This window comes from Capnocytophaga sputigena (assembly GCF_900446695.1).
Classification (GTDB): domain Bacteria; phylum Bacteroidota; class Bacteroidia; order Flavobacteriales; family Flavobacteriaceae; genus Capnocytophaga; species Capnocytophaga sputigena.
Genome location: NZ_UAVP01000008.1, coordinates 304,200 through 326,962 on the forward strand (window position 1 = coordinate 304,200; position 22,763 = coordinate 326,962).

22 protein-coding genes are annotated in these 22,763 nt (G+C 41.5%); 7 read left to right on the forward strand and 15 right to left on the reverse strand.

All coding sequences use genetic code 11. From position 1 onward, the window contains the following. Positions 1–3: 3 nt before the first annotated feature. The 5 genes from DR017_RS07870 to DR017_RS07890 form a co-directional block, all read right to left on the reverse strand. Positions 4–369 (reverse strand): phage holin family protein, encoded by a 366-nt coding sequence (locus DR017_RS07870; protein ID WP_002677769.1) that lies wholly within the window; start codon positions 367–369, stop codon positions 4–6. Continuing rightward, on the reverse strand, positions 357–1,124 hold the full coding sequence (locus tag DR017_RS07875) for an alpha/beta fold hydrolase (RefSeq protein WP_172458405.1): 768 nt from the start codon (positions 1,122–1,124) through the stop codon (positions 357–359). Before DR017_RS07875 ends, DR017_RS07870 begins: the two co-directional genes overlap by 13 nt. A gap of 35 nt (positions 1,125–1,159) precedes the next feature. After that, positions 1,160–1,483, reverse strand: a complete 324-nt coding sequence (locus DR017_RS07880; RefSeq protein WP_002677644.1) for a DMT family transporter — start codon at positions 1,481–1,483, stop codon at positions 1,160–1,162. 9 nt (positions 1,484–1,492) lie between these two features. Next, entirely contained in the window at positions 1,493–2,545 is a 1,053-nt protein-coding gene (locus tag DR017_RS07885) for an RluA family pseudouridine synthase (protein WP_002677748.1), read from the reverse strand. 64 nt (positions 2,546–2,609) lie between these two features. Then, positions 2,610–3,218, reverse strand: a complete 609-nt coding sequence (locus DR017_RS07890) for a PASTA domain-containing protein (RefSeq protein ID WP_002677981.1) — start codon at positions 3,216–3,218, stop codon at positions 2,610–2,612. A gap of 110 nt (positions 3,219–3,328) precedes the next feature. Between DR017_RS07890 and DR017_RS07895 the strand changes: the two genes are divergently transcribed. From DR017_RS07895 to obgE, 6 genes are all read left to right on the forward strand, one after another. After that, entirely contained in the window at positions 3,329–4,009 is a 681-nt protein-coding gene (locus DR017_RS07895; protein WP_002677754.1) for a hypothetical protein, read from the forward strand. 293 nt (positions 4,010–4,302) lie between these two features. After that, on the forward strand, positions 4,303–7,344 hold the full coding sequence (locus DR017_RS07900; RefSeq protein WP_316909757.1) for a SusC/RagA family TonB-linked outer membrane protein: 3,042 nt from the start codon (positions 4,303–4,305) through the stop codon (positions 7,342–7,344). A 52-nt stretch (positions 7,345–7,396) separates the two neighbouring features. Next, complete coding sequence (locus DR017_RS07905) at positions 7,397–8,788, forward strand: RagB/SusD family nutrient uptake outer membrane protein (RefSeq protein WP_002677872.1); 1,392 nt, start codon at positions 7,397–7,399, stop codon at positions 8,786–8,788. A gap of 70 nt (positions 8,789–8,858) precedes the next feature. Further along, on the forward strand, positions 8,859–9,122 hold the full coding sequence (locus tag DR017_RS07910) for a SemiSWEET family transporter (protein WP_002677774.1): 264 nt from the start codon (positions 8,859–8,861) through the stop codon (positions 9,120–9,122). 226 nt (positions 9,123–9,348) lie between these two features. Beyond that, the gene (locus tag DR017_RS07915) at positions 9,349–10,473 is read left to right on the forward strand and encodes an adenylate kinase (protein WP_002677919.1); all 1,125 of its coding nucleotides are present in this window, start codon (positions 9,349–9,351) and stop codon (positions 10,471–10,473) included. Between the two features lie 6 nt (positions 10,474–10,479). Then, positions 10,480–11,478 (forward strand): GTPase ObgE, encoded by a 999-nt coding sequence (gene obgE / locus DR017_RS07920; protein WP_002677882.1) that lies wholly within the window; start codon positions 10,480–10,482, stop codon positions 11,476–11,478. A 53-nt stretch (positions 11,479–11,531) separates the two neighbouring features. Here the strand turns inward: obgE and DR017_RS07925 are convergent, their stop codons facing one another. The 4 genes from DR017_RS07925 to DR017_RS07940 are packed head-to-tail and all read right to left on the reverse strand — an operon-like array spanning position 11,532 to position 15,015. Continuing rightward, entirely contained in the window at positions 11,532–13,418 is a 1,887-nt protein-coding gene (locus DR017_RS07925; protein ID WP_002677696.1) for an amidophosphoribosyltransferase, read from the reverse strand. Between the two features lie 2 nt (positions 13,419–13,420). Further along, on the reverse strand, positions 13,421–14,365 hold the full coding sequence (locus tag DR017_RS07930; protein WP_002677910.1) for a mevalonate kinase family protein: 945 nt from the start codon (positions 14,363–14,365) through the stop codon (positions 13,421–13,423). 3 nt (positions 14,366–14,368) lie between these two features. Continuing rightward, the gene (locus tag DR017_RS07935; RefSeq protein WP_002677922.1) at positions 14,369–14,563 is read right to left on the reverse strand and encodes a hypothetical protein; all 195 of its coding nucleotides are present in this window, start codon (positions 14,561–14,563) and stop codon (positions 14,369–14,371) included. Beyond that, positions 14,560–15,015: a DUF6934 family protein gene (locus DR017_RS07940; RefSeq protein ID WP_002677759.1), complete on the reverse strand. Its 456-nt coding sequence runs from the start codon at positions 15,013–15,015 to the stop codon at positions 14,560–14,562. Before DR017_RS07940 ends, DR017_RS07935 begins: the two co-directional genes overlap by 4 nt. 219 nt (positions 15,016–15,234) lie before the next feature. Between DR017_RS07940 and DR017_RS07945 the strand changes: the two genes are divergently transcribed. Beyond that, positions 15,235–16,011, forward strand: a complete 777-nt coding sequence (locus DR017_RS07945) for a S24 family peptidase (protein ID WP_002677651.1) — start codon at positions 15,235–15,237, stop codon at positions 16,009–16,011. 110 nt (positions 16,012–16,121) lie between these two features. On the opposite strand, the gene DR017_RS07950 is transcribed toward DR017_RS07945, so the two are convergent. The 6 genes from DR017_RS07950 to DR017_RS07975 all read right to left on the reverse strand — a co-directional run bounded on the left by DR017_RS07950 (position 16,122) and on the right by DR017_RS07975 (position 22,754). Further along, positions 16,122–18,236, reverse strand: a complete 2,115-nt coding sequence (locus DR017_RS07950) for a family 65 glycosyl hydrolase domain-containing protein (RefSeq protein ID WP_002677707.1) — start codon at positions 18,234–18,236, stop codon at positions 16,122–16,124. Between the two features lie 121 nt (positions 18,237–18,357). After that, a complete protein-coding gene (locus DR017_RS07955; protein ID WP_002677876.1) occupies positions 18,358–19,695 on the reverse strand; it encodes a NupC/NupG family nucleoside CNT transporter in 1,338 nt (445 codons plus the stop codon). A gap of 12 nt (positions 19,696–19,707) precedes the next feature. Further along, positions 19,708–20,316, reverse strand: coding sequence for a bifunctional nuclease family protein (locus DR017_RS07960; RefSeq protein WP_002677940.1), 609 nt, complete (start codon positions 20,314–20,316; stop codon positions 19,708–19,710). A gap of 148 nt (positions 20,317–20,464) precedes the next feature. Further along, positions 20,465–20,911 (reverse strand): copper resistance protein NlpE, encoded by a 447-nt coding sequence (locus tag DR017_RS07965; protein ID WP_002677895.1) that lies wholly within the window; start codon positions 20,909–20,911, stop codon positions 20,465–20,467. Positions 20,912–20,932: 21 nt separating this feature from the next. Beyond that, complete coding sequence (locus DR017_RS07970) at positions 20,933–22,387, reverse strand: sensor histidine kinase (protein ID WP_002677729.1); 1,455 nt, start codon at positions 22,385–22,387, stop codon at positions 20,933–20,935. 19 nt (positions 22,388–22,406) lie between these two features. Next, positions 22,407–22,754 carry an SPOR domain-containing protein gene (locus tag DR017_RS07975; protein WP_002677938.1) on the reverse strand — a complete coding sequence of 116 codons (348 nt, stop codon included), beginning with the start codon at positions 22,752–22,754 and terminating at the stop codon, positions 22,407–22,409. Positions 22,755–22,763 lie beyond the last annotated feature (9 nt).

The window sequence follows — 22,763 nt, forward strand, 5'->3', positions numbered from 1 at the left end:
TATTTACTTCTTATTTGCGATTGCTTGTTCAAAAGGGGTGATTGTAATGTTTTGTGCGAGCGACAAACAAGTACTGAACATCAAAGCACCCAAAAAACCATAAACTTTGAACCCTCCTACAATCAGTGAGGCAATAAGTACCATTATAGTGTTGTTCAAAAACATTGTAAGCCCAAAAGTGAGTTCGGCGATAGGCATCAACACATAGTCTAACAGCGGACGCAGATAGGCGTTCAAGCAGGAAAGCACAAAGGCTGCAAGTATGGCTGTGGAATACCCCTCGATGGTAGCACCTACATTCAAAATACACAATAGGAATATAAGCGTTGCCGAAATCATTAGGTATAGAAAATATTTTAGGAATTGCATAAAAATTGTATCGTTTTATCGTAAAATTCAGTAGGATTTTGGGCGTGAAGCCAATGTCCTGCCTTGCTTACTACATCTATTGTAGCGTGAGGAAAATGAGTATAGATAAGCGGCTCATCTTCAGGCATTACATATTCAGAATACTCACCTTTGAGAAAGAGTGTTTTACCATTGTACACATTGCTATCTGGCAATTCAGCTCCTATCTCACTCTCGTTGGCAATAAGCGCTGGAAGGTTCAGGCGTAAGCCTAAATGCCCAGGGGTTTCCCAATAGAGATTTTTGAGCAAGAACTGACGGGTGCCTATATCACTCACATAGGCAGCAAGTGCTTTATCAGCCTCTACACGCGAGGTTATTTTGTTAAAATCAAGAGATGCTAATCCTCGTAATATTTGTTCGTGATGAGGTGGAAAATATTTAGGTGCCATATCGGCAACAATGAGTGAGAGTACTTTTTCGGGATATTCAGTAGCAAAGAGCATTGCTGTTTTGCCTCCCATAGAATGCCCCATTAAGTGAAAAGTATCTAACTGATGCGCTTCGGCATATTGCAATAAATCTTGTACCATTAGCGGATAACTAAAATCATCGCTGTGGAAGCTGCGACCGTGATTGCGTTGGTCTAACAAATGCAGTTGAAAACCTGCTTCGGCATATTTAAGTGCTAAGGAACGCCAATTGTCGGACATTCCTAAGAAGCCGTGCAAAATAACAAAGGGAATACCTTCACCTATAATTTGAGAGTGTAATATCATAAATTCAATTAACAATTAACAATTAATAACGGCTAATTTGTTAGTTTCAGTCCGATAATGGAGCTGATAAGGGTAAACAGAAAGACTACGCGCCAGAGAGTTACAGGTTCTTTGAAAAAGATCATTCCCATTACTACAGAGCCTGCTGCCCCTATACCTGTCCATACAGCATAAGCTGTACCTAACGGGAGTGATTTGGTAGCTTTCATCATCAGCCACATACTCAGTGAAAATGCAATCACAAAAAGTGCATACCACAAGAAACTCTGTCTGCCAATAGTCTCACGTGCTTTACCCATACTAAACACAAAAAGAACTTCAAAAAGTCCTGCTAACACAAGATATATCCAAGCCATATTAGGGGGTTAGGGATTAGAAGTTAGTTTATAGGAACGCCATTTTTCGATACACGCCTGCATATCATCGGGGAGTTCGCTATCAAAACTCATAAATTCGTGAGTTAGGGGGTGTTCAAAACCTAACGTTTTGGCGTGCAGGGCTTGCCGGGGTAATACAGCAAAACAATTCTCCACAAATTGTTTATATTTAGCAAAAGTAGTGCCTTTCAGTATTTTGTCGCCACCATAACGCTCGTCGTTGAAGAGCGTATGCCCTATGTGTTTTAAATGTACCCTGATTTGGTGAGTGCGCCCTGTTTCTAATCGGCAGGACACAAGGGTTACATAGCCAAAACGCTCTAAGACTTTGTAATGTGTTACTGCCTCTTTGCCGTGAGAACCATCGGGAAAAACATCCATTTGCAAACGATCTTTCAAGTGTCGCCCTATATGCCCTCGCACAGTTCCCTCATCTTCTTCTATATTGCCCCACACTAGGGCGATGTACTCACGTTGGGTAGTTTTATAAAAAAACTGTTGGGTGAGATGCAACATAGCCTCTTCAGTTTTGGCGATTACCAATAGTCCGCTAGTATCTTTATCAATGCGATGCACCAGCCCTGGGCGATTGCTGCTGTTGTTAGGTAAATGCTCAAAGTGATATACGAGCGCATTGATGAGCGTTCCGCTATAGTTGCCGTGCCCTGGGTGTACTACCATACCCGCAGGTTTATTCACTACGAGCAACGCATCATCTTCATATACAATATTTAAAGGGATATTCTCGGGCACTAACAAATCCTCGTGTGGAGGGTGAGAGAGGAGAACTTTTACCACATCATTAGCTTTCACACGGTGATTGGCTTTCACTGGTTCGCCATTTACGAAGATATTCCCCTGTTTAGCTGCTTGTTGTACCTTGTTGCGAGTTGCATTCTCTACAAAATTCATCAAAAACTTATCCACACGCAAAGGTTCTTGCCCCTTGCCTGCTGTAAATGAATAATGTTCGTAGAGTTCGGGAGCTCCCTCGTCGTCTGGTTCTAAATCGTCTACTAAATCTTCTTCGTACAAAGTCATAGAATTTTTAGAGATTGTTTTGGATTAATTTGTTGTAATTAAGGATTGAAACTTAGGTGAAATGCTAATCACCCATCAGTTCCTCTATTGGTATCTCGTTGGGAATTGTATCACGCGTTTCAAAACCATTACCGCAAATTAAGTCTATACGTGAAGTTTTTACTAACTTATCACCCGGTTGCACTGGCTTGCCATTGTATTGCATCTCAAGCACCATATCCTTACCGATATTATCCACATAAGTTACTTGCCCAATGGTAAGTCCTACCGATTGTAAGGTAGCTTCAGCATTCCGGCGTGTTACTTGTATCACCTTGGGAACAGTTACTTTGTGGTAACCCTTAGGATTGAGCGTGAGATATATTTTGCGATTGTACTTCACTCGCTCATTAGGCTCAGGACTCTGACTGATAACCGATAACGGTGGAAATGAAGGATTGTACTCGGTAGAATCGATTACCTCACAGCGTAAATCTTGTTCTTCGAGGAGGATTTGCACTTCGGTAAGGCTTTTATTAGTAAGATCGGGGACTACCACAAACTTACCGTGAGCCGTATAGAGTTGCAAAAATTTGAGTGATATCCACACCAATAACACCACTGCTATTGTGGCAAAAAGCAGTTGCCAAGCGAGTTGTTTTCCTGATTTTTTAAAAAATTCTTTGAAGTTCATAACTTTGCAAAGTATTGTTACAGACGGCAAAGATATAAAATAATTGACAATTAACAATTGATAATTAACAAATTATTCTTACTTTTGCAATCTAAAAACTTATCCATAAAATGAATACATGCTTTATAACAATGTCTATCTTAGGGCTCGCTCTTACTGCTTGCCAAAATACTCCTCAAGAAATACCCGTCGCCGAAGATGCTCTTGCTAATACTGAATTAGCTGAAGCACAACGCAATAAATCAAAAGAAGACAATCCTTTTGAGCAGATGAACAACAACACTACGCAGGCTACTCTACCTTCTACCCCTACAGGAGTAACCCTTAATCCTCCTCACGGACAGCCAGGACACCGTTGTGACATTGCAGTAGGCGCTCCACTGCCCAACGACGGCAATGTAGTTGCTCAAGCACAATCTCAAGCTCACCCTGTATCGCAAGGAGACGCGATGCCCGTAGTTTCAGGCGGTATGCCTCAACAAGTGGTGCAAGTGCAACAACCTCAAGCCCAACAGAGTTATGTAGGACCTAAGGGCGAAAAACTCAATCCTCCTCACGGACAGCCAGGACACCGCTGTGATATACCTGTAGGAGCACCCCTCAATAGCAAACCTGCTGCCCAGCCAGCTGCCGCTCAACCACAAGTAACCCAACAGCAAATTGTAATCGACCCTCAACAAGCACAACAACACACGGGCACTACCGAGCCTGGTTTTTCGGGCAAACCTAATCCACCACACGGACAACCAGGACACCGTTGCGATATTGCTGTAGGAGCGACTTTACCTTAATTAAAAATTAACAATTATTAATTAACAAGCTGCAATGTAAAATTGAGAAGAGGTTACTTAAACTTTCATATCAATTTTACCCATAAACTTTGTCGAAATCTATAACACAACTAGTGTTGAGATTTCGACAAAGTTTTTTATTTAGTTTATTTCAAAATAGCTTGCACACTTCAATTCTATTTAGTACTTTTGCCGCCATTAAAAAAACAATCTCATTTTTTATACTACTACCCCACTAATAACTAATATTTATGAAAAAATATCTAATCGCGTGCGCGCTCTTGCCTTGTGGTATGGCAATGGGGCAGGCGCCTGTCACTCCTAAGGACAGTATCATACAACTGTCATCGGTTGATGTAGTAGCTACTGGCTACCAAAATCTTCACAAAGAGCAAACTACTTCGGCTTATACCGAAATTAAGCCTTCACAAATCAATCGGCAAATCAATGCTACTCTCAAAGATGTGATAGAAGGGCAAGTTGCAGGTTTGCGTTTCACAAAAGACCCTTCTACGGGTAAAGAAGTTCCTATCTTGCGCGGTGTAGGCACTTTCTCGGGCAATGTAGGGTATACCCCTCTCGTTGTAATAGACAATATCCCTACTGACATTCCGTTAGAGAACATCAACCCACAAGACATAGAATCAGTAACTGTACTAAAAGATGCTGCTGCTACCGCTATCTACGGGGTGCGCGCTGCCAATGGCGTAATTGTAATTGTTACCAAAAAAGGATTGCATAACGGGTTGCGTATCAACGTGAATACCGATCTTTCTTATACATTCAAACCCAATGTAGACCGTATGCACTACGCTTCTACTTCGGACCTTATCGACCTTGAAACCGCTTTCTACCAAAGTAAATTAGCGGACAGCAATGGCAATGTGGATAACGTTTTTGACTCTTATGGCGTTATTGGAGGCAGGCAATTCACACGATACTACTCACCTCTTCTTCAGCTCTACCGCGACCAAGCCAAGGGAAAGCTCAGCACTCAACAGGTAAATAGCACCCTCAATGAGTGGCGCAAGCGCGATTATATACACGACTTCAAGCGCTATGTGTGGCAACCTATCATCAGCAAACGCTACAATATAAACGTAGAAAGTGGCAACAACCGCAGTCAGAACTACGCTTCCTTGCAATATGAAGATACCGATGAGCGCATCGTTACCGAAAAGACTCGTGCCCTCAATCTCTATTTAAAAAACACCTACCAACTCACTTCTTGGCTAAAAAGCACTATAGGAGTAAACGGCAGATACACTGCTATTGATGCTGTAGCCGAACCAATGCGCAGTAATTATACCAATCCGCTAGGGCAACCACGCTACACTTCGTTATTAGGCACTAATCCGTATGCAGGTTTTAATCTGGCAGCTCCTATCAATCCCTATATTTTAGAACAGATTGCTGGCAACGATGCTTTCCGCTCGTATAGCTTCAATTTATTGGAATCAATCGCGCAAGAACACCAAAAGCAACACACACTCAACTTGCGTCCGTTTGTAAATCTGCAAGTATCTATACTCAAAGGGTTGCAATACCAAAGTTATTTTCAGTACGAACTGAACACTTACGACAGCGAAACTTTCTTAGGCAAAGACACTTACTATATGCGTTTACGCCATAACCAATTGGTAAAACAAGACGCTACTACTCAAAAATTCTCTTCAGAACTGCCTGAAGGTGGTTATTACGAGCAACTAAAAAAACAAACACAGCATTATACCTTTCGTCAGCAGTTAGATTTCAACCGCACTTTTGCCCAAGCGCACAATGTAACAGCTTTGGTAGGTTTTGAAATGCGTCAACACTACACCCCGCGCAATATTGCTGAAGCTCATTACGGCTATGATGAGCAAACCCTCTCCTTCCCTACTCTCAATTGGAAAGACCTCTACAACCCTGGGGTAACTTCTTATCTCTATGGCAGGCAATCACTATCGCTAAATCGCAATCAGCAAAGTGAAACCAAACACCGCTTTATTTCTTTTTATAGCACATTAGGCTATTCGTACCGCCAAAAATACAACCTCACAGGGAGTTTGCGTGTAGATCAAGCTGATATGTTTGGCGCAGACCCTAAGTATAAATACCGTCCGCTTTGGTCGGTAGGTGGTAGCTGGAATTTGCATCGCGAAGATTTCTTCAACATCAATGATATTAACTTGCTAAAATTGCGCCTTACCTATGGTATCAGCGGGAATGTAGATCAAACCACTACCCCTTTCTTGCGCGGGCGCTTACTTACTGATGTGCGTGGTGCTTACCCTTCTCTACAGTATTTGCATTTCAACGATACCGATTTGCCTAACCCTAAATTGCGTTGGGAAAAGACTGAAACTGCTAATATAGGTATTGACTTTGGTATGTGGCATTGGCTCTCAGGAAGTATTGACCTCTACCATCGTTATAGTTCTGACTTATTGGTTCTTACCGAACTCGACCCTACCGTAGGGGCTCAACGACGCCTGATCAACAACGGAGCTTTGCTAAACAAAGGTATAGAAGTGAGTTTGAACGCTACACGCAAATTGACTGATGATTTGCAACTTAGCGTAGGAACTACCTTTGCCTACAACAAAAATACGATTGAAAAAGTGAGCAGTAAGCCTACCAATGCTGTGGAATATGCTCGCAATCCTTTGCTATACTACCGCGAAGGTGATGATTTCAACTCGCTATACGCTTACCGATACAAGGAAACCACCAATGGCTACCCTGTTTATTTAGATGAAAATGGCAATCCTAACACTACTTTCGATGCCAATGGCGTACCTACTATCAAAGATATTAAAAATGAAGATGCCCTTGTACGATTAGGAACGATGAATCCCACTTTCAATGGGGCGCTCAACTTGCAACTGCGCTACAAAGTTTTTGAAGTCTCTACTATGTTTGTTTACGCTGGCGGACATAAACTTCGCAAAGATACCTATTCCATCAACCAAGAAAACGAAACCCACCGCGATATCAACCAGCGTTGGACAGCAACTAACCCTACTGATATGCCGCGTATGTCGTTTGACTATCCAGCCGCTTTGAGACGCACCGCCAACACGGTGAATACGCTTTGGCAACTCGGCGATAACCACGTGGTAAATGCCGATTACCTCAAATGGCGCAACATAGCTTTTGCTTGCTATATCCCTAAAGATATTTGTGAGAAATTAGGCTTGCAAAATGCTAAAGTTACCGCTCAGCTGAACAACCTACTCACTTGGAGTGCTGCTGGCAACGACATAGACCCCGAAGCTTATAATCTGAACACAGGAACACGCTCTTTGCCTATAGCAACCACTGCCCTCTTTGGCATCTCATTTAGCTTTTAGTCGTAGCAGCCGTAGCACGGCAGGCAGTTTTTTATATCTTAATAATTTTACAATGAAAAGAATCATAATCACAATAATATTCAGCGCATTGTTTTTCAGTGCTTGCGAAAAATATACCGACCTTACCCCTAAAGGTGAAAAGATTATCAACACTGCTGAGGAATACTACGATTTGGTAGTATTTCCCACTAAAAACTACCCACCTTTCAACTTCCGCACTTTGGTAGACGACAATTGGGTGAAAGAGAGTAGCATCGTAGGGAAAAGTCCCGATCTAAACAGCATCAACTTCTATTATGAAGAAAATGCCCCACGTGCCGATTACATCGAGTCATCAGCCTTTTATAACAATGTATATAGTTATATCAACAGATGGAATATGATTATCACTACCGTTGATTATGCCAAAGGCGATGCTTCACTAAAAGCACGTGCCAAAGCTGAAGCCCGCTTGCTAAGAGCCTTTGACTACTTTATGCTGATAAACGTCTATGCCAAAAGCTATAACCCAGCTACAGCAGCTACTGATGGCGGGGTGTGTCTAATGCGTGAATTTGATTTAGAAGCCCATCCTACTAAAGCTAGCGTAAAAGAAGTGTACGACTTTATTCAGGAAGACATCGAGGCAGCCTTGCCCCTTTTGCAAGCACAGCCCGTGAATATATATCACCCCTCTTTAGCTTTCGGTTATGCACTGAAAGCCAGAGTACATCTCTTCCGAAGAGAATACCAGCAAGCATTGGCAGCCGCCCAAAAGAGTCTGTCGTACAACAACCAACTGATAGATATGGTAGCTTATGAGGCTAACCCAACCAATATTACGATAGACAAAAACCCCGAAGTGCTCAACTTAGCCTATATGAACGGATATACCGAGATGAACATTTGGTACATCTACCCCGTGAGTCCTGAGTTTTGCAATCTTTTTGATGCGACAAACGATATGCGTTTTAAGCTATTTTTCAAGAAAAACCACCGCTATGCTGATGTAGGTTCAGGTGCAGCCAACTGGGATATGCCCGCCACTAAATTCTTCTACCCTACAGTAGGGATGAAAACAGGCGAAATGTATCTTACTATGGCTGAATGCCAAGCGCGTTTAGGCGACCTCAACGGGGCAATGCAAACCGTAAATACCCTCCGCAGCAAGCGTGTGAAAGGCAGTGGTGCAGCCCTTGCAACCCCTGCTACCACCGAGGAAACTGTAAAACTCATCATCGATGAGCGCCGCCGAGAGCTTGCGATGGGCTTTAACCGTTTTTTTGATTTAAAACGATTGAACACCGAGCCTGCTTACGCTAAAACCTTGCAACGCACTTTCCCTTTGGTGAATACCACTGTACCCCAACGCACTTATACCCTACCTCCTAACTCCCCTATGTATATCGTTCCTTTTCCTAAAGATGTAATGGACAAAAATCCATCACTCACACAGAATTATTAGAATGGTAGTTAGTTATTTAATGAAAATCATTACCTTTGTATTCTAAAAATCATACAAATTAAATAATAAAATGGAAAACGGAAAACTTTTTACTATTTTAGGTTGGGTAGCTACCGCTACTGCCATAGGAATGTATGTATCATATATTCCACAGATTAGTGACAATCTTGCTGGACACAAAGGCAACCCTATACAGCCTTTGGTGGCAGCGATTAACTGCTCACTTTGGGTAGCTTATGGTTTACTAAAGAAACCCAAACGCGATTATCCTGTTGCCATTGCCAATGCTCCTGGGATTATATTTGGGCTTTTAGCTTTTGCGACAGCATTGTAACATTTTCAGTTACACAGTTTTCAAAATATCACTTGGCGTGAGCTTTATAGTTCGCGCCAATTTATTTTATATCCTTATAAAGATATATTATAGGCACAATTATTGTGCATTTATTAAAAATGATTACCTTTGCATTTTCTTTCAATAAGATGTAAAAGATAATAAAGAAGTTAGCACACTAACTCCTCCCTGTAACACCCTAACGACTAAACATAACATCTAAACAATGGAACTGATTAAAATAAACGATAAGACCTTTGAGCCTTACGTATCTGCCGAAGAACTCAACCAAATTGCCGAACGAATGGCAAGTGAGGTATATCAAGATTTACAAGAGTCCCGACCTATATTTATTGCAGTGCTCAACGGCTCTTTTATGTTTGCTGCCGACTTCCTAAGGCACTACAAAGGCGAATGTGAAATATCTTTCGTGAAAATGGCATCCTACCAAGGCACCCAGTCCACCGGAAAAGTACACCAACTCATTGGTCTTTCTACCCCAGTGGAAGGACGCGATGTGGTAATCTTGGAAGATATTATCGACACTGGTAATACCTTAGAAGAAATTTACCGACTATTTGAAAACCAAAAGGTAAAATCTTTCCGCATCGCTACCCTATTCTTCAAACCCGATGCTTACAAAAAAGACCTCAAAATAGACTATGTAGGCAAACCTATCCCTAATCGCTTTATCGTAGGCTACGGTTTAGATTTCGATGAGATAGCGCGCAACCTACCCCAAGTATATCAATTAAACACTTCATTAACTATGACAAATTTAGTACTTTTCGGCAAACCAGGGGCTGGCAAAGGCACCCAAGCCGCATTTTTGAAAGACAAATACAACTTAGTACACATCTCTACCGGCGATCTACTCAGAGCAGAGAAAGAAAAAGGTACAGAATTAGGAAAAATTGCAGAATCATACTCTAAAAGAGGTATGTTAGCTCCAGATGAAATAACTATTAAAATTCTTGAAAAAGAAGTAGAGAGTCACCCTGAAGCTGAAGGATTCCTCTTTGATGGTTTTCCACGTACCTTAGCACAAGCTGAAGTTCTTGATGCTTTCTTAGAAAGTAAAGGTATGCGCATTCACGGTACCCTTGGACTAGAAGCTGATGAAGAAGCTCTTATTCCTCGTATAATAGAAAGAGGTAAAGTGAGCGGTCGCGCTGATGATCAAGATGAAGAAAAAATCCGAAAACGTTTCAGCGAATACAACGAAAAAACTGCCCCTCTTATCGCTTTCTATCAAGCACAAGGCAAATACCACCCTATCAATGGTATTGGTACTATCGAAGAAATTACTACTCGCCTCTCTGAAACTATCGACAAAATTAAAGCTGAATAATCCCCAATGACCGAAGGCAATTTCACCGACTACGTAAAGATATACGCCGCCTCTGGCAAAGGAGGCGCAGGGTCTATGCACCTACACCGCGAAAAATTCGTACCAAAAGGAGGTCCTGATGGAGGCGATGGCGGTCGTGGAGGGCATATCATCTTGCGTGGCAATAAACACCTCTGGACACTTATACACTTCAAGTTCCAAAAACACTTCCAAGCCGAACACGGTGAAGCAGGAGGTGCCAATCGCAGTTTCGGTGCCGACGGTAAAGATATCACTTTAGAAGTCCCCTTAGGAACCATTGTTAAAGATGCTGAAACCGAAGAAGTACTCTTTGAAATCACTGAAGACGGACAAGAAATCATCGCACTCCGCGGAGGCAAAGGTGGCTTAGGTAACTGGCATTTCCGCACAGCTACTAACCAAACCCCACGCTATGCCCAACCAGGTCTCCCTGGTGAAGAACGCGAGTTGCTTTTAGAGTTAAAAGTATTAGCCGATGTAGGTTTTGTAGGCTTCCCCAATGCGGGCAAATCTACACTGCTATCAGTAATTACTTCTGCTAAGCCTAAAATAGGCGATTATCCATTCACAACCCTCAAACCGAACTTGGGCATTGTGCAAAACCGCGATTACCAATCGTTTGTAGTAGCCGATATTCCTGGGATTATAGAGGGAGCTGCCGAGGGCAAAGGTTTAGGGCATTACTTCTTGCGACATATAGAGCGCAACTCGGTATTGCTATTCCTCATTCCTGCCGACAGCAAGGATATCATAGCTGAATACCACATCTTGCTCAACGAACTCAAAGAATACAACCCTGAACTATTGGATAAAGATCGCCTCATAGCCATTTCAAAAGCAGATATGCTCGACGACGAACTCATCGAAGCCATTCGTCAAGAAGTAGCCACAGGATTGGGCGACACACCTTTCTTGTTCATCTCATCGGTAGCAGGCAAAGGCATCCAGCAACTCAAAGACAAACTCTGGGAAATGATACAATAAATAAAAAAGTCAGCTTAAAAGCTGACTTTTTTATTATAACATTTTTCATAAAGTTAATAAGCGCGTTCTTTATTACCTTCGTAGAAATTGATAAAGGCGCGATTTACAACGCGGTTACCGCCATCGGTGGGGTAATCACCGGTGAAATACCAATCTCCGAGGTTTTCGGGGCAGGCTTTATGCAAACTGTCTACTGTTTGGAATATCACTTCTACTTCTGAGGTAAAGTCATTAGGCAAGAGCAAATCTCTTATTTTATCCGAAATTTCTTCATCGGTGAAAGGATCATACACTTCTTTTACATAATTCACTACTTTGTCATCACTTAGTGTTACTTGGGTAAGACACTTTTCATATACTTCTTTTATGATATGATACGTACCGCGTTCTTTATGCAAAGCTAAAGCCGCTTGAAAGGCTACCAAATCTTCTAAACGCGCCATATCAATACCATAACAATCGGGATAGCGGATTTGAGGTGCTGAAGACACTATTATTATCTTCTTGGGCTCTAAACGCCCTAATATACTCAAAATACTCTTCTTGAGGGTTGTTCCGCGCACGATACTATCGTCTATAATCACCAAATTATCACCTTTTTGTACTGAGCCATAGGTAATATCGTATACGTGTGCCACAAGGTCGTCACGACTGCTGTCTTCAGTGATAAAAGTACGCAGTTTCACATCTTTGATAGCTACTTTTTCGGTACGTACTTTTTGAGAGAGAATTGCGGGAATTTCAGATTTTTCGGCTACTGCCAACTGTGTGGCTTTCTTCTCATTGAGATACTGTTCAGCTTCTTCTATAAGTCCTAAGTAAGAAGTTTCGGCAGTATTAGGGATATAGGCAAAAACCGTATCTTTTAGATTGTGATCTATGGCTTGAGCGACACGAGGGAAGAGCAATTTACCCAACATTTTGCGTTCGCGGTAGATATCGCGATCGCTACCGCGAGAAAAGTAGATACGTTCAAACGAACAGGCTTTGCGTACCTTGGGAGTGAGAATTTCCTTGATAGCTGTCTCTCCGCTTTTTTTAATGATAATCGCATTACCAGGGGGAAGTTCGCGTATATTCTCGTATTTTACATTGAAAACGGTTTGTATAGCAGGGCGTTCGGAGGCTACTACCACCACTTCTTCATCTTGATAGTAGAAAGCAGGACGTATACCTGCAGGGTCGCGCAGCACAAAAGTATCTCCGTTGCCTATCATTCCTTCCATTGCATAGCCTCCGTCCCAATATTTAGAGGCGCGTTTAAGGATGCGCTCTATGTTTAGTCGTTCGGCGATGAAAGGGGAGGCTTCTTGTTTGGTATAACCTTCTTCTTTGAGTTTGCGATAGAGTTCTTCTACTTCATCGTCTAAAAAATGACCAATACCCTCCATTACAATCACAGTATCGGTTTTGTCTTTAGGGTGTTGCCCGAGGCGTACGAGGTTTTGGAAGAGCTCGTTTACATTGGTCATATTGAAGTTGCCCGCCATAATGAGATTGCGGTACATCCAATTGTTTTCACGCAAGAAAGGGTGCACGTTCTCGATGCTATTTTTGCCAAAAGTGCCATAGCGCACGTGTCCCATAATCACTTCGCCTATGTAAGGGAGTTCTCGTTTTTGGAGGGTTACATCGTCTTTCAAAGAAGGATTAGCTTTGAACCCCTCGTTGATGCGCTGGTTGATGCGAGTGAAGATGTCTTGCACGGGTTGCGCCTCGTTAGAGCGTATCCTACTGATGTAGCGTTCACCAGGTTGCATATCGAGTTTGATACTCGCAAGTCCAGCTCCATCTTGTCCGCGGTTGTGTTGTTTTTCGAGCATCAGGTACATTTTGTTGATGCCGTAGAAGGCTGTACCGTATTTTTCTTTGTAAAAATCAAGAGGTTTGAGCAGGCGGATTAGAGCAATCCCGCACTCGTGTTTGATTGTATCGCTCATTATTAAAATTGATATACTACTTCTAATTTATGGTTGCCGAGAGCGCGTTTGGCTTTCTCTAAGTCTTCAGTAAATCCTAAGATATAACCTCCGCCCCCCGATCCGCAGAGTTTTAGGAAATAATCGCCCGTATCAATACCTTGTTTCCAAAGAGTGTGGAACTCTTTAGGTATCATCGGTTTGAAGTGATTGAGCACAATACCCGATAGGCTTTTGATATTGGCAAAAAGCGATTTGAAACGCCCTTTGAGAAAATCGTCAATACAAGCATCGGTATATTTGATAAACTCTTCTTTGAGCATTTTTTGGAAGGCTTCATTCTTCATATTCTCCATAAAGATACGCACCATAGGGGCAGTTTCGCCTATCACACCACTATCGAGCAAAAAAACAGCGCCTTTGCCATTAGGGATTTGGGAGGGAATGCCAGTAGGCTCGATATGGTCGTGTGAATTGATGAGTATGGGCAAACTGAGATAACTATTGAGGGGGTCTAAACCTGAGGAAGTGCCGTGGAAGAAGGATTCCATACGTCCGAAAATTGTTTTGAGTTGCAGTAGTTTTTCACGGGTAAGATCGTCCATCGCACTGATAGGGTCGATAGCGTATTCGCTGTAAATAGCCGCTACCAAAGCCCCGCTACTCCCTACTCCATAGCCTTGCGGAATACTGCTATCAAAGTACATACCGGCAGCGATATCGGCGTTGAGTTTTTCTATATTAAAGCGGACGATAGGATTTTCTTCTTCGGTAAGCGTTTGTAGATAAGAAGCAAATTCGCGAAGTGCCTCGTTTGATTTTTTGGCAGTAGCTTCTTTACCATCCTGCACATCGGATAGCATTTTTAGAGTCCCTTTATAGAAGTTATAAGGGATAGCGAGTCCTTTAGAATTTTTGATAATGCCATACTCACCAAAGAGGAGTATTTTAGAATAGAAAGGTTTCATTTTTCAGGGGTTAGTAAGGGGTGAGAATCCTACTTTAGCTAATTTTTCATTAACACGTGCCAATTTTTCAGCAAAATAAGGTGCTTTAGCATATTTATCAATTGTAGGATCTACTTCTATAATTGTATAATAAGGAGTTACTTCTAAAGGTTTTTGAACTTTAGGTTTCTTCTGTATTTGTTTTCTATTTGTGCTCATAAGATATTCATTTTTCGTCTTACAACAAAAGCATCATAATTAACATTAGGACGAAATTCTTCCCATTCTCCATTTAAAAGACATAATAATTGAAAGTTTCTCTTGAGTTCATCAAAATGTTTTACAATGTTTATTTGGTATAATCTTGTTCTTGCAGAGGTACTACCTTCAGCATAAACCCAAACATTTGGAAAATTTTGCGTGAAAGCAAAAACAATACCGACTATTGTTGATAAAACTTTTTCTGTATCACCATTATTGGTTACTATCGTGTCATTTATTTCTCCTGTAATGGGATCTTTATCACCGAAGCCTAAGTTGTATAGGTTTTCTATATTTGTTTCTTGGAAAGAAACCATTTTATCTATTTTACCTTTTATTCCTATACTAGTAAACTCATAACTACGTTTTGTTTCACCTATTCTTATATCATATCTTGGTAGGTTACTCATAATATTTTAGTTGTTAGCGGTTAAAGAGAATAAATCCTACTTTTTGTTATTATTACTACATTCTACAAAAGAATCTTTGCAGTTGTTTGTTATAATATTGAGGCGACAAAAATACAACATAATTTACTAATTTCCAAATTTGCTAATTTGCTAATTTCCTCCTATCTTTGCCGTGATTTTAGAGAATTTCTTTAAAGTTGTTTATCTTTCTCACTGATTATGAATGTAAAAGAACGTATCAAAAAATTTATAGACCACGAGGGACTCTCTATTTCGGCTTTTGAAAAGACGATAGAGGTCTCTAACGGCTATGTGAATAGTATTTCCAAAAATATAGGGATTGACAAGCTGAATGTGATTGTAGAGAAATATCCTCAGCTGAGTTTGGAATGGCTGATTACGGGCAAAGGTGAGATGCTAAAACCAACACTACCAACAACTAAAACCAACAAACTACTGATGCCCAAAGTGGTGGTGGTAGATGATAAAGACAACGAGCGGATTCCGTTAGTGCCTATACGCGCACAAGCGGGTTACCTCACTGGTTACGACGATATTACCTTTATTGAATCACTACCTACTTACAGTTTGCCAAATATGACTAACGGCACTTATAGGATGTTTCAGGTAAAAGGACTCTCGATGTACCCTACCCTGCAAGATAGCAGCTATGTGGTGGGGCGCTTTGTAGATGATTGGCTCGCACTGAGCAGCAATAGGGTGTGCGTGGTGGTAACACAAAACGATGGGATTATCGTAAAACGCATTACTAATACCCTTGAAAAATACGGGACGCTCTATTGTAGATCCGACAATCGGGATTTTCCACATCTATCGGTAGCGGCAGAGGATATCAAAGAGATTTGGGAATGCAAGATGCACCTCTCGTTTGAGTTTCTCGACCCTGTTACTAACTATCAGAAAATAGCCTCATTAGAAGCCGATGTAGCGCACCTGAAAGAAGAAGTACAACAACTGCGGATTATTGATATTTAAGGTGACAGATAACAGATAACAAGTAACAAGTAAAGCCTGCGAGTTGGTGTAGCTGGGTATGTGAGTAACAATTTGGGTGGGCGTTTGCAAAACGCCCCTACATAAAATGATTACAGTTTTATCTCTTTGGTTTTTCCTTGGAAAATCACTTTAAAGGAAAGACTTTTCCAATGTTTTGGCAGGCGGGGAGTAAAGTGTAGTTCACCATTCTTTACACGCATACCAGCAAACCCTTTGACGATGCTGAGCCAAGTCCCTGCCATTGAGGTGATGTGTAAGCCTTCGTGAACTTCTTTATTGTAGTCGTCTAAATCGAGGCGGGCGGTGCGGAGGTAGAGGGTGTAAGCCTCATCAATCTTGCCTAAGGCAGAAGCTAATACACTGTGTACACAAGGTGATAAAGAGGACTCGTGTACTGTGAAAGGTTCGTAAAACTCGTAGTGTTTTTGGAGTTCTTCTTTGGTAAAATGGTCTTCAAAGAAATAAAAACCTTGCAGCGTGTCGGCTTGTTTGATGTAAGGCGAACGGAGGATTCTATCCCACGACCAATGTTGGTTGAGCGGGCGCTCCTCGGCAGGAATGGCAGTCACCGGTTTGAGGTCTTTATCGAGGAAACCGTCTTGTTGCAAATATACTCCATACTTTTCGCTATAAGGGAAATAGATATTTTGGGCTATATGTAGCCATTGTTGTGTTTCTTCTTTTGTAATATCTTCTTTTTGCAATGTTGTTACCTGCTCGGCAGCATAACACAAACACCAAGAGGCAAGGTAATTTGTATAGAAATTGTTGTTTATATTATTTTCGTACTCATTAGGTCCTGTCACACCTAAGATTACATACTTTTGTTTTTCTGCCGAAAAAGAGATTCTCTGCGCCCAAAAACGCGCAATAGCAATAAGCACTTCTATTCCATAGTCTTTGATATAGGACTCATCGCCAGTATAGCGGGTATAGTTGTAGATCGCAAAAGCAATTGCCCCATTGCGGTGGATTTCTTCAAAGGTGATTTCCCACTCGTTATGGCATTCTTCGCCGTTCATCGTTACCATAGGATAGAGCGCTGCCCCTCCTGTAAAACCAAGTTTTTGGGCGTTTTCAATCGCTTTATCCAACTGGTTGTAGCGGTACATCAGTAGGTTGCGAGCTACTTCAGCACCTTTGGTAGCCATATAAAAAGGCAGGCAATAGGCTTCAGTATCCCAATAGGTGCTGCCGCCATACTTTTCGCCCGTAAAGCCCTTAGGTCCTATATTGAGGTGAGCGTATTTGCCAGAATAGGTTTGGTTGAGTTGGAAGATATTAAAGCGGATACCTTGTTGAGCTTTTTCATCACCTTCAATCACAATATCCGAGGTTTCCCAAATAGTAGCCCAATCTTCTCGTTGATTTTCTAAAAGGCTATCAAAAAGAGCAATAGACTTTGACAAAGTTGAGCAATCATTACTTCTACTATAGCCTCCGTATTTTTCAATGCAGAAAGTTTGGTTTTGCTTCACTTTTACTTCATATTGCAACCCTATATAATTCTCTTTCTTATTTTCTTTAGGAGAAATATTTAGTGCTTTATTATCTATAAAAAGTTGATTTTGCATAAAAGTATGCACTTTAAACCCTGTTTTTTTAGTTTCGGCAAGTATCGTTGCAAAGTTATCTTCTGAAGAAATTTCTAAAGTATTCCAAAAACGCTCATCCCAATTAGCATCACTATTTTTGATACCGCTATCTAAGTAACTTTCTATTTCTATAGTAGCCTCGGTGGTGAGAGGAGTGATTTCGTAACGCAGAGCACCGAGTTCATCGTAGCGCAAGGAGAGGAAACGCAAGACTTTCACTTGTATTTCTTGCTGATTGGGGAGCATAGCAGTGAATGAACGCTCATACCAACCTTCTTTCATATTGAGTTGGCGACGGAAGTTTTTCACTTCGAGGCAGGTGTTCAAATCTAATAATTCCCCATTGATTTTGATGTGTAACCCTATCCAACTCGGGGCGTTGAGCACTTTGGCAAAGTACTCGGGATAGCCGTTTTTCCACCAGCCTACTCGGGTTTTATCGGGGTAATAGACCCCACCGATGTAACTGCCTTGCAGGGTGTCGCCCGTGTAATCTTCTTCAAAATTAGCACGCATTCCCATAGCCCCATTGCCGAGGCTAAAAATACTTTCGTGTTTGGTAATATCAGCTTTATTAAAGCCCTCGATGATGATGTTCCAAGTGTTCATTTTTTTATTTAGATTTCAGGGGTTAGGGGGTAGGTTTTAGGGTTTTTGGAGAATTGAAATTGTAAAAAACAAATGTGTCAATTAGCTTATTGACTAATTGACACATTGATTATTTTTCTAATTATCCTATTATCATTCCAGCGATGGTGGCTGACATTAGAGAAGCTAACGAACCGCCAAGTACTGCTTTGAGTCCGAATTCTGAAAGGGTTTTGCGTTGGTTAGGAGCTAAAGCGCCTATACCGCCTATCTGGATACCTATAGAGGCAAAATTGGCAAAACCACAAAGCATATAGGTAGCTATCATTATTGATTTGTTGTACATCAAGTGAGGCTGACTCGCCATATCTTTGAGGATACCTAATTGAGTGTAGGCTACGAACTCTGAAGAAGCGAGTTTTACCCCGAGCAATTGCCCCATTAGCATCACATCTTCTTTGGCAATCCCGATGAGCCACATCACAGGGGAGAAAATTGTACCGAGAATCATCTCAAGCGAAAGTCCTTCTTTATAAGGCGTATTAGCTGCAATAAAACCATTGAGGTTGCCCATATAGCCCATCCAGTGGAGAATATAGTTGATCATCGCAATCATCGCAACGAATACGAGGAGCATAGCAGCTACGTTGGCAGCAAGTTTGAGTCCTTCGGTAGTACCATTGGCGATAGCATCAAGTACATTTGAGCCTACATTTTCCATTGATACGTGAGAATCGTTAGAGAATTGTTCGGTTTGTGGACAGAGGATTTTGGAAACTACAATAGCTCCAGGAGCAGCCATTACTGAGGCGGCTAACAAGTGACGAGCGAAGAGCAAGCGCATTTCGGGGTCATCACCGCCGAGATATTGTATATAAGCCGCCATTACCCCACCGGCTACAGTAGCCATACCACCTATCATCACGAGGAGGATTTCGGAGCGGGTCATTTTAGAGAGGTAAGCCTTAATCATCAAAGGGGCTTCGGTTTGACCGAGGAAGATATTACCTGTAACCGAAAGACTTTCGGCTCCTGAAATATTGAGAAGTTTAGAGAGTGCCCACGCCATTCCGCGTACTACTATTTGGATAACTCCCAAGTAAAACAAGAGAGAGGTGAGCGCTGAAAAGAAGATAATAGTAGGTAGTACTTGGAATACGAATATATACCCAAAAGTATTGGTATCAAGCAGGTTACCCAATAGAAACTGGCTACCAGCTTTGGTGAAATCTAATATCAACACGAACACACTACCAGCGAAATCAAAAGCTTTTTGAATGAAGCCTACTTTGAGGATACCTATAGCGAGCAGTAGTTGTATACTTAAGCCAATACCTACAGTGCGCCAATTGATAGCACGGCGGTTGCTGCTAAAGAGAAATGCTATGAGGAGAATCACTACCATACCTAACACTCCACGTCCAAAGCTCTCCATTGTAAATCCTTCACTGGGGATTACTTTCATAATTGTTTCTTCCATCTATTATTGTTTTTAAAAGGTATTATCACGTTTTGAAATTTCGTCTCTCACTTGAGCAGCCATTTCGTAATCCTCATTTTCCACACATTCACCGAGCATTTTCTTAAGTTCGCTAAGCGAATATTTGGAGTAACGGTTACGAGTAGCATCATCAGTAACATCATCTAAGGAGGGACTCACAGGTTGTTTTTTGCTATCTTCATTAGGCAAAGGGATGTAGATGCCAGCGCGTTCTACAATTTCCTTATAGGTGTAAATAGGTGCGTTGAAACGCAATGCGATAGCAATAGCATCGCTGGTACGGGCATCGATAGTGCGTTCTTTGCCGTTTTGCACACAGAGCATATTAGAATAAAAAATGCCCTCCTCTAATTTGTAAATCACTACTCGTCGCACTTGGATACTGAAGGTATCGGCTAAGTTTTTGAAGAGGTCGTGTGTGAGGGGGCGTGGTGGAATGATGTTTCTCTCTAACTCTAAAGCAATAGCTTGCGCCTCGAAGGTACCTATGACGATAGGCAACTTCAAATCAGACTCTAATTCGTGCATTATCAGCACAAAAGCGTCGTTTTGAGAATGGTTATATGATATTCTTTTGACAAAGAGGCGTACTAAATCCATCAGTAGGTTAGCGTAAAAACTTTTTAATTGGGGGTAAAGGTAAGATAAAAAAAGTGAACTGCAAAAGTTTTGTTAAAATATTTTTTGGAATGACACGAAAAAGGCTATGCAAAGTATCGCATAGCCTCTGTTTTAGTGTAATCTTGTTTTACATTTGTTTGGTAAGGGTGTAATCTTTCACCATTTGAGGTTCTTTACCATCTTCGCCAACTTGTACGATATTATCGCCTTTGGTAATATAGAAAGATTTGTGGTTATCTGCTTTAGAAACGAGTGTAAAACCTTTATCAGTGCGTTCTACTTTACCTTCTTCTTTAGATTCAAAGTTTTTGCTTGCGCAATTTTCTTGTTTTACATAGGTGTCATCGGCATAAAGGTGGATAACAGTAGCCATTCCGCCGCAATCGGCAGCTGGAAGCGTACCTACATAAGTAGCTAACAATTGAGGAGTTACCATTTCTTCTACTTTTTCAGCAGTATTCTCCATCATAGTAGCGGTTTCACTTACTACAGTGTTAGCTGTTTGTGAAGGATTGTTTTGGCAGGAGGCGAGCAAAAGGACAGCAGCTCCTAGTGTAAAGATGTGTTTTTTCATAAAAATATAATGTTTAATACGTTACTTATTCAAAAAATGTACCAATGTTATAACAAATTCACTGCCTTTGCCTACTTGAGAGGTAAAAGAAATACTACCATTGTACGAGAGCACGATATTCTTTACCATTGCCAAACCTAAGCCACTACCGCTGGTTTTTGTAGTGAATTTGGGTTCAAAAATCTTTTCTTTATCGGCATTGGCAATGCCTATACCGTTATCTTTGACAGTGAGAGTTATATCTTTCTCACTTTTAGTAAGTTTTACTTCTATTGCGGGGAAAGGTTCATTTTCAGTAGCTTGGAGAGCGTTTTTCACCAAATTGGTAACCACACGCCCTAATTGGTCTTTATCAAACACCGCAACAATCTCATCGTGAGAGTGCGTGAAGTGAATTTCATCGGTGTTGAAAATATCCAAAGTACGCTTGACAACAGACACAAAGTCAAATTCCTCATCGTTTTTAGCCGGCATATTCGTAAGAGCGGAGAAAGCCGTTGAAATATTGCTGAGGATATCGATTTGCTGGATAAGTGATTCGCAAAACTCATTAGTTTGTTCGGTTGTTTGGGGTTCGCGGCTCGCTTTACGCTGGTAACTCTGCACCGAAAGGCGCATAGGAGTTAGCGGGTTTTTGATTTCGTGCGCTACTTGTTTTGCCATATCGCGCCACGCTTGTTCGCGTTCCGATTGTGCCAAGAGCGCTTTGCTATTCTCAATCTCGTCAATCATTCCGTTATAGGCATTTACCAATTCGGTAATTTCGGCAGGTGCCGATTTGAGGAGGATTTTTTCATTCTGCGATAGCAAGCGTGTTTTCTCCAATCGGTTTTCGATAGTTTTAAGCGATTTGGTGATATACTTAGAAATAAAGTAAGCTACCGTGAGCGCTACCACCAAGAGTGAGAAATAGACAATTGCCAAATTGTAGAGTGAGCCTTCTAAAGCGCGCTCGTTGAAGGTATCGTTCTCAAAATAAGGGATATTGAGGATAGCGATAGGCTTGAACTGCAAATCGGTAATGTAGCTATAGGAGGTTTGATAGCCACGCCCTGCAAACTCGTGATGTTCTACCAAGCGTTTGTTGAGGGTAGCCGAAAGCTGATGCAGTACTGCAGGCGGAATGAAAAACGCATCTTGATCGGGAGAGAGAGAGGCTTTGGAACTTTTGAGCAGCACTCCATCGAGGTCATAGAGGGCAAAATTCAGGTTTTGGATATTGGCAATACTATAGATATCCTCACGGAAAATAAGGGGAATATAAGGAGTTTCGACAGGGAAAGTGGTTTGCGAAAACACATATTGTATTTGCATTTTTATTTGGTTTTCCTTATCGACAAGACGTTCGTCGTGATATTCCAACGCTTGTTTTTTGTACTGGCTAACCATCACTAAGGCTAAGATAGCAAAAGACACCAGTACGAGGAGGGTCATACTGAGGAATATCTGAAAGCGAAGGCTGTTTTTCTTAAACATAGCGTTCCCCTATTAGAGATTATTTTAAGCCAACTACGAAAGCAGCAGGATAGGATTTTTTAATCTCTATCAAGTTTTTTTCGGCTTCTAAACGTGTGCGGAAACTACCGATGCGCACTTTGTAATTAGGAGACTCGAAAGTGAGCAAGGCGGGATATTGTTTGTATTTATTTTTAGCATCGAGTAAGGCTTTGTTAGCCTCGGTGATGTTACCGTTGTAGATTTGCACTTGGAAAGCACTTTCGCTGCGGGCTACTTCTTTTTTGTACTCCATAGCATCGGCGATATTGCTCTCTTGGTTGATCGTTACTTGTGCATAAGTAGCTCCAGTGAGCAATAAAGCAGCGGTGATAAATATATTTTTCATCTTTGTTTA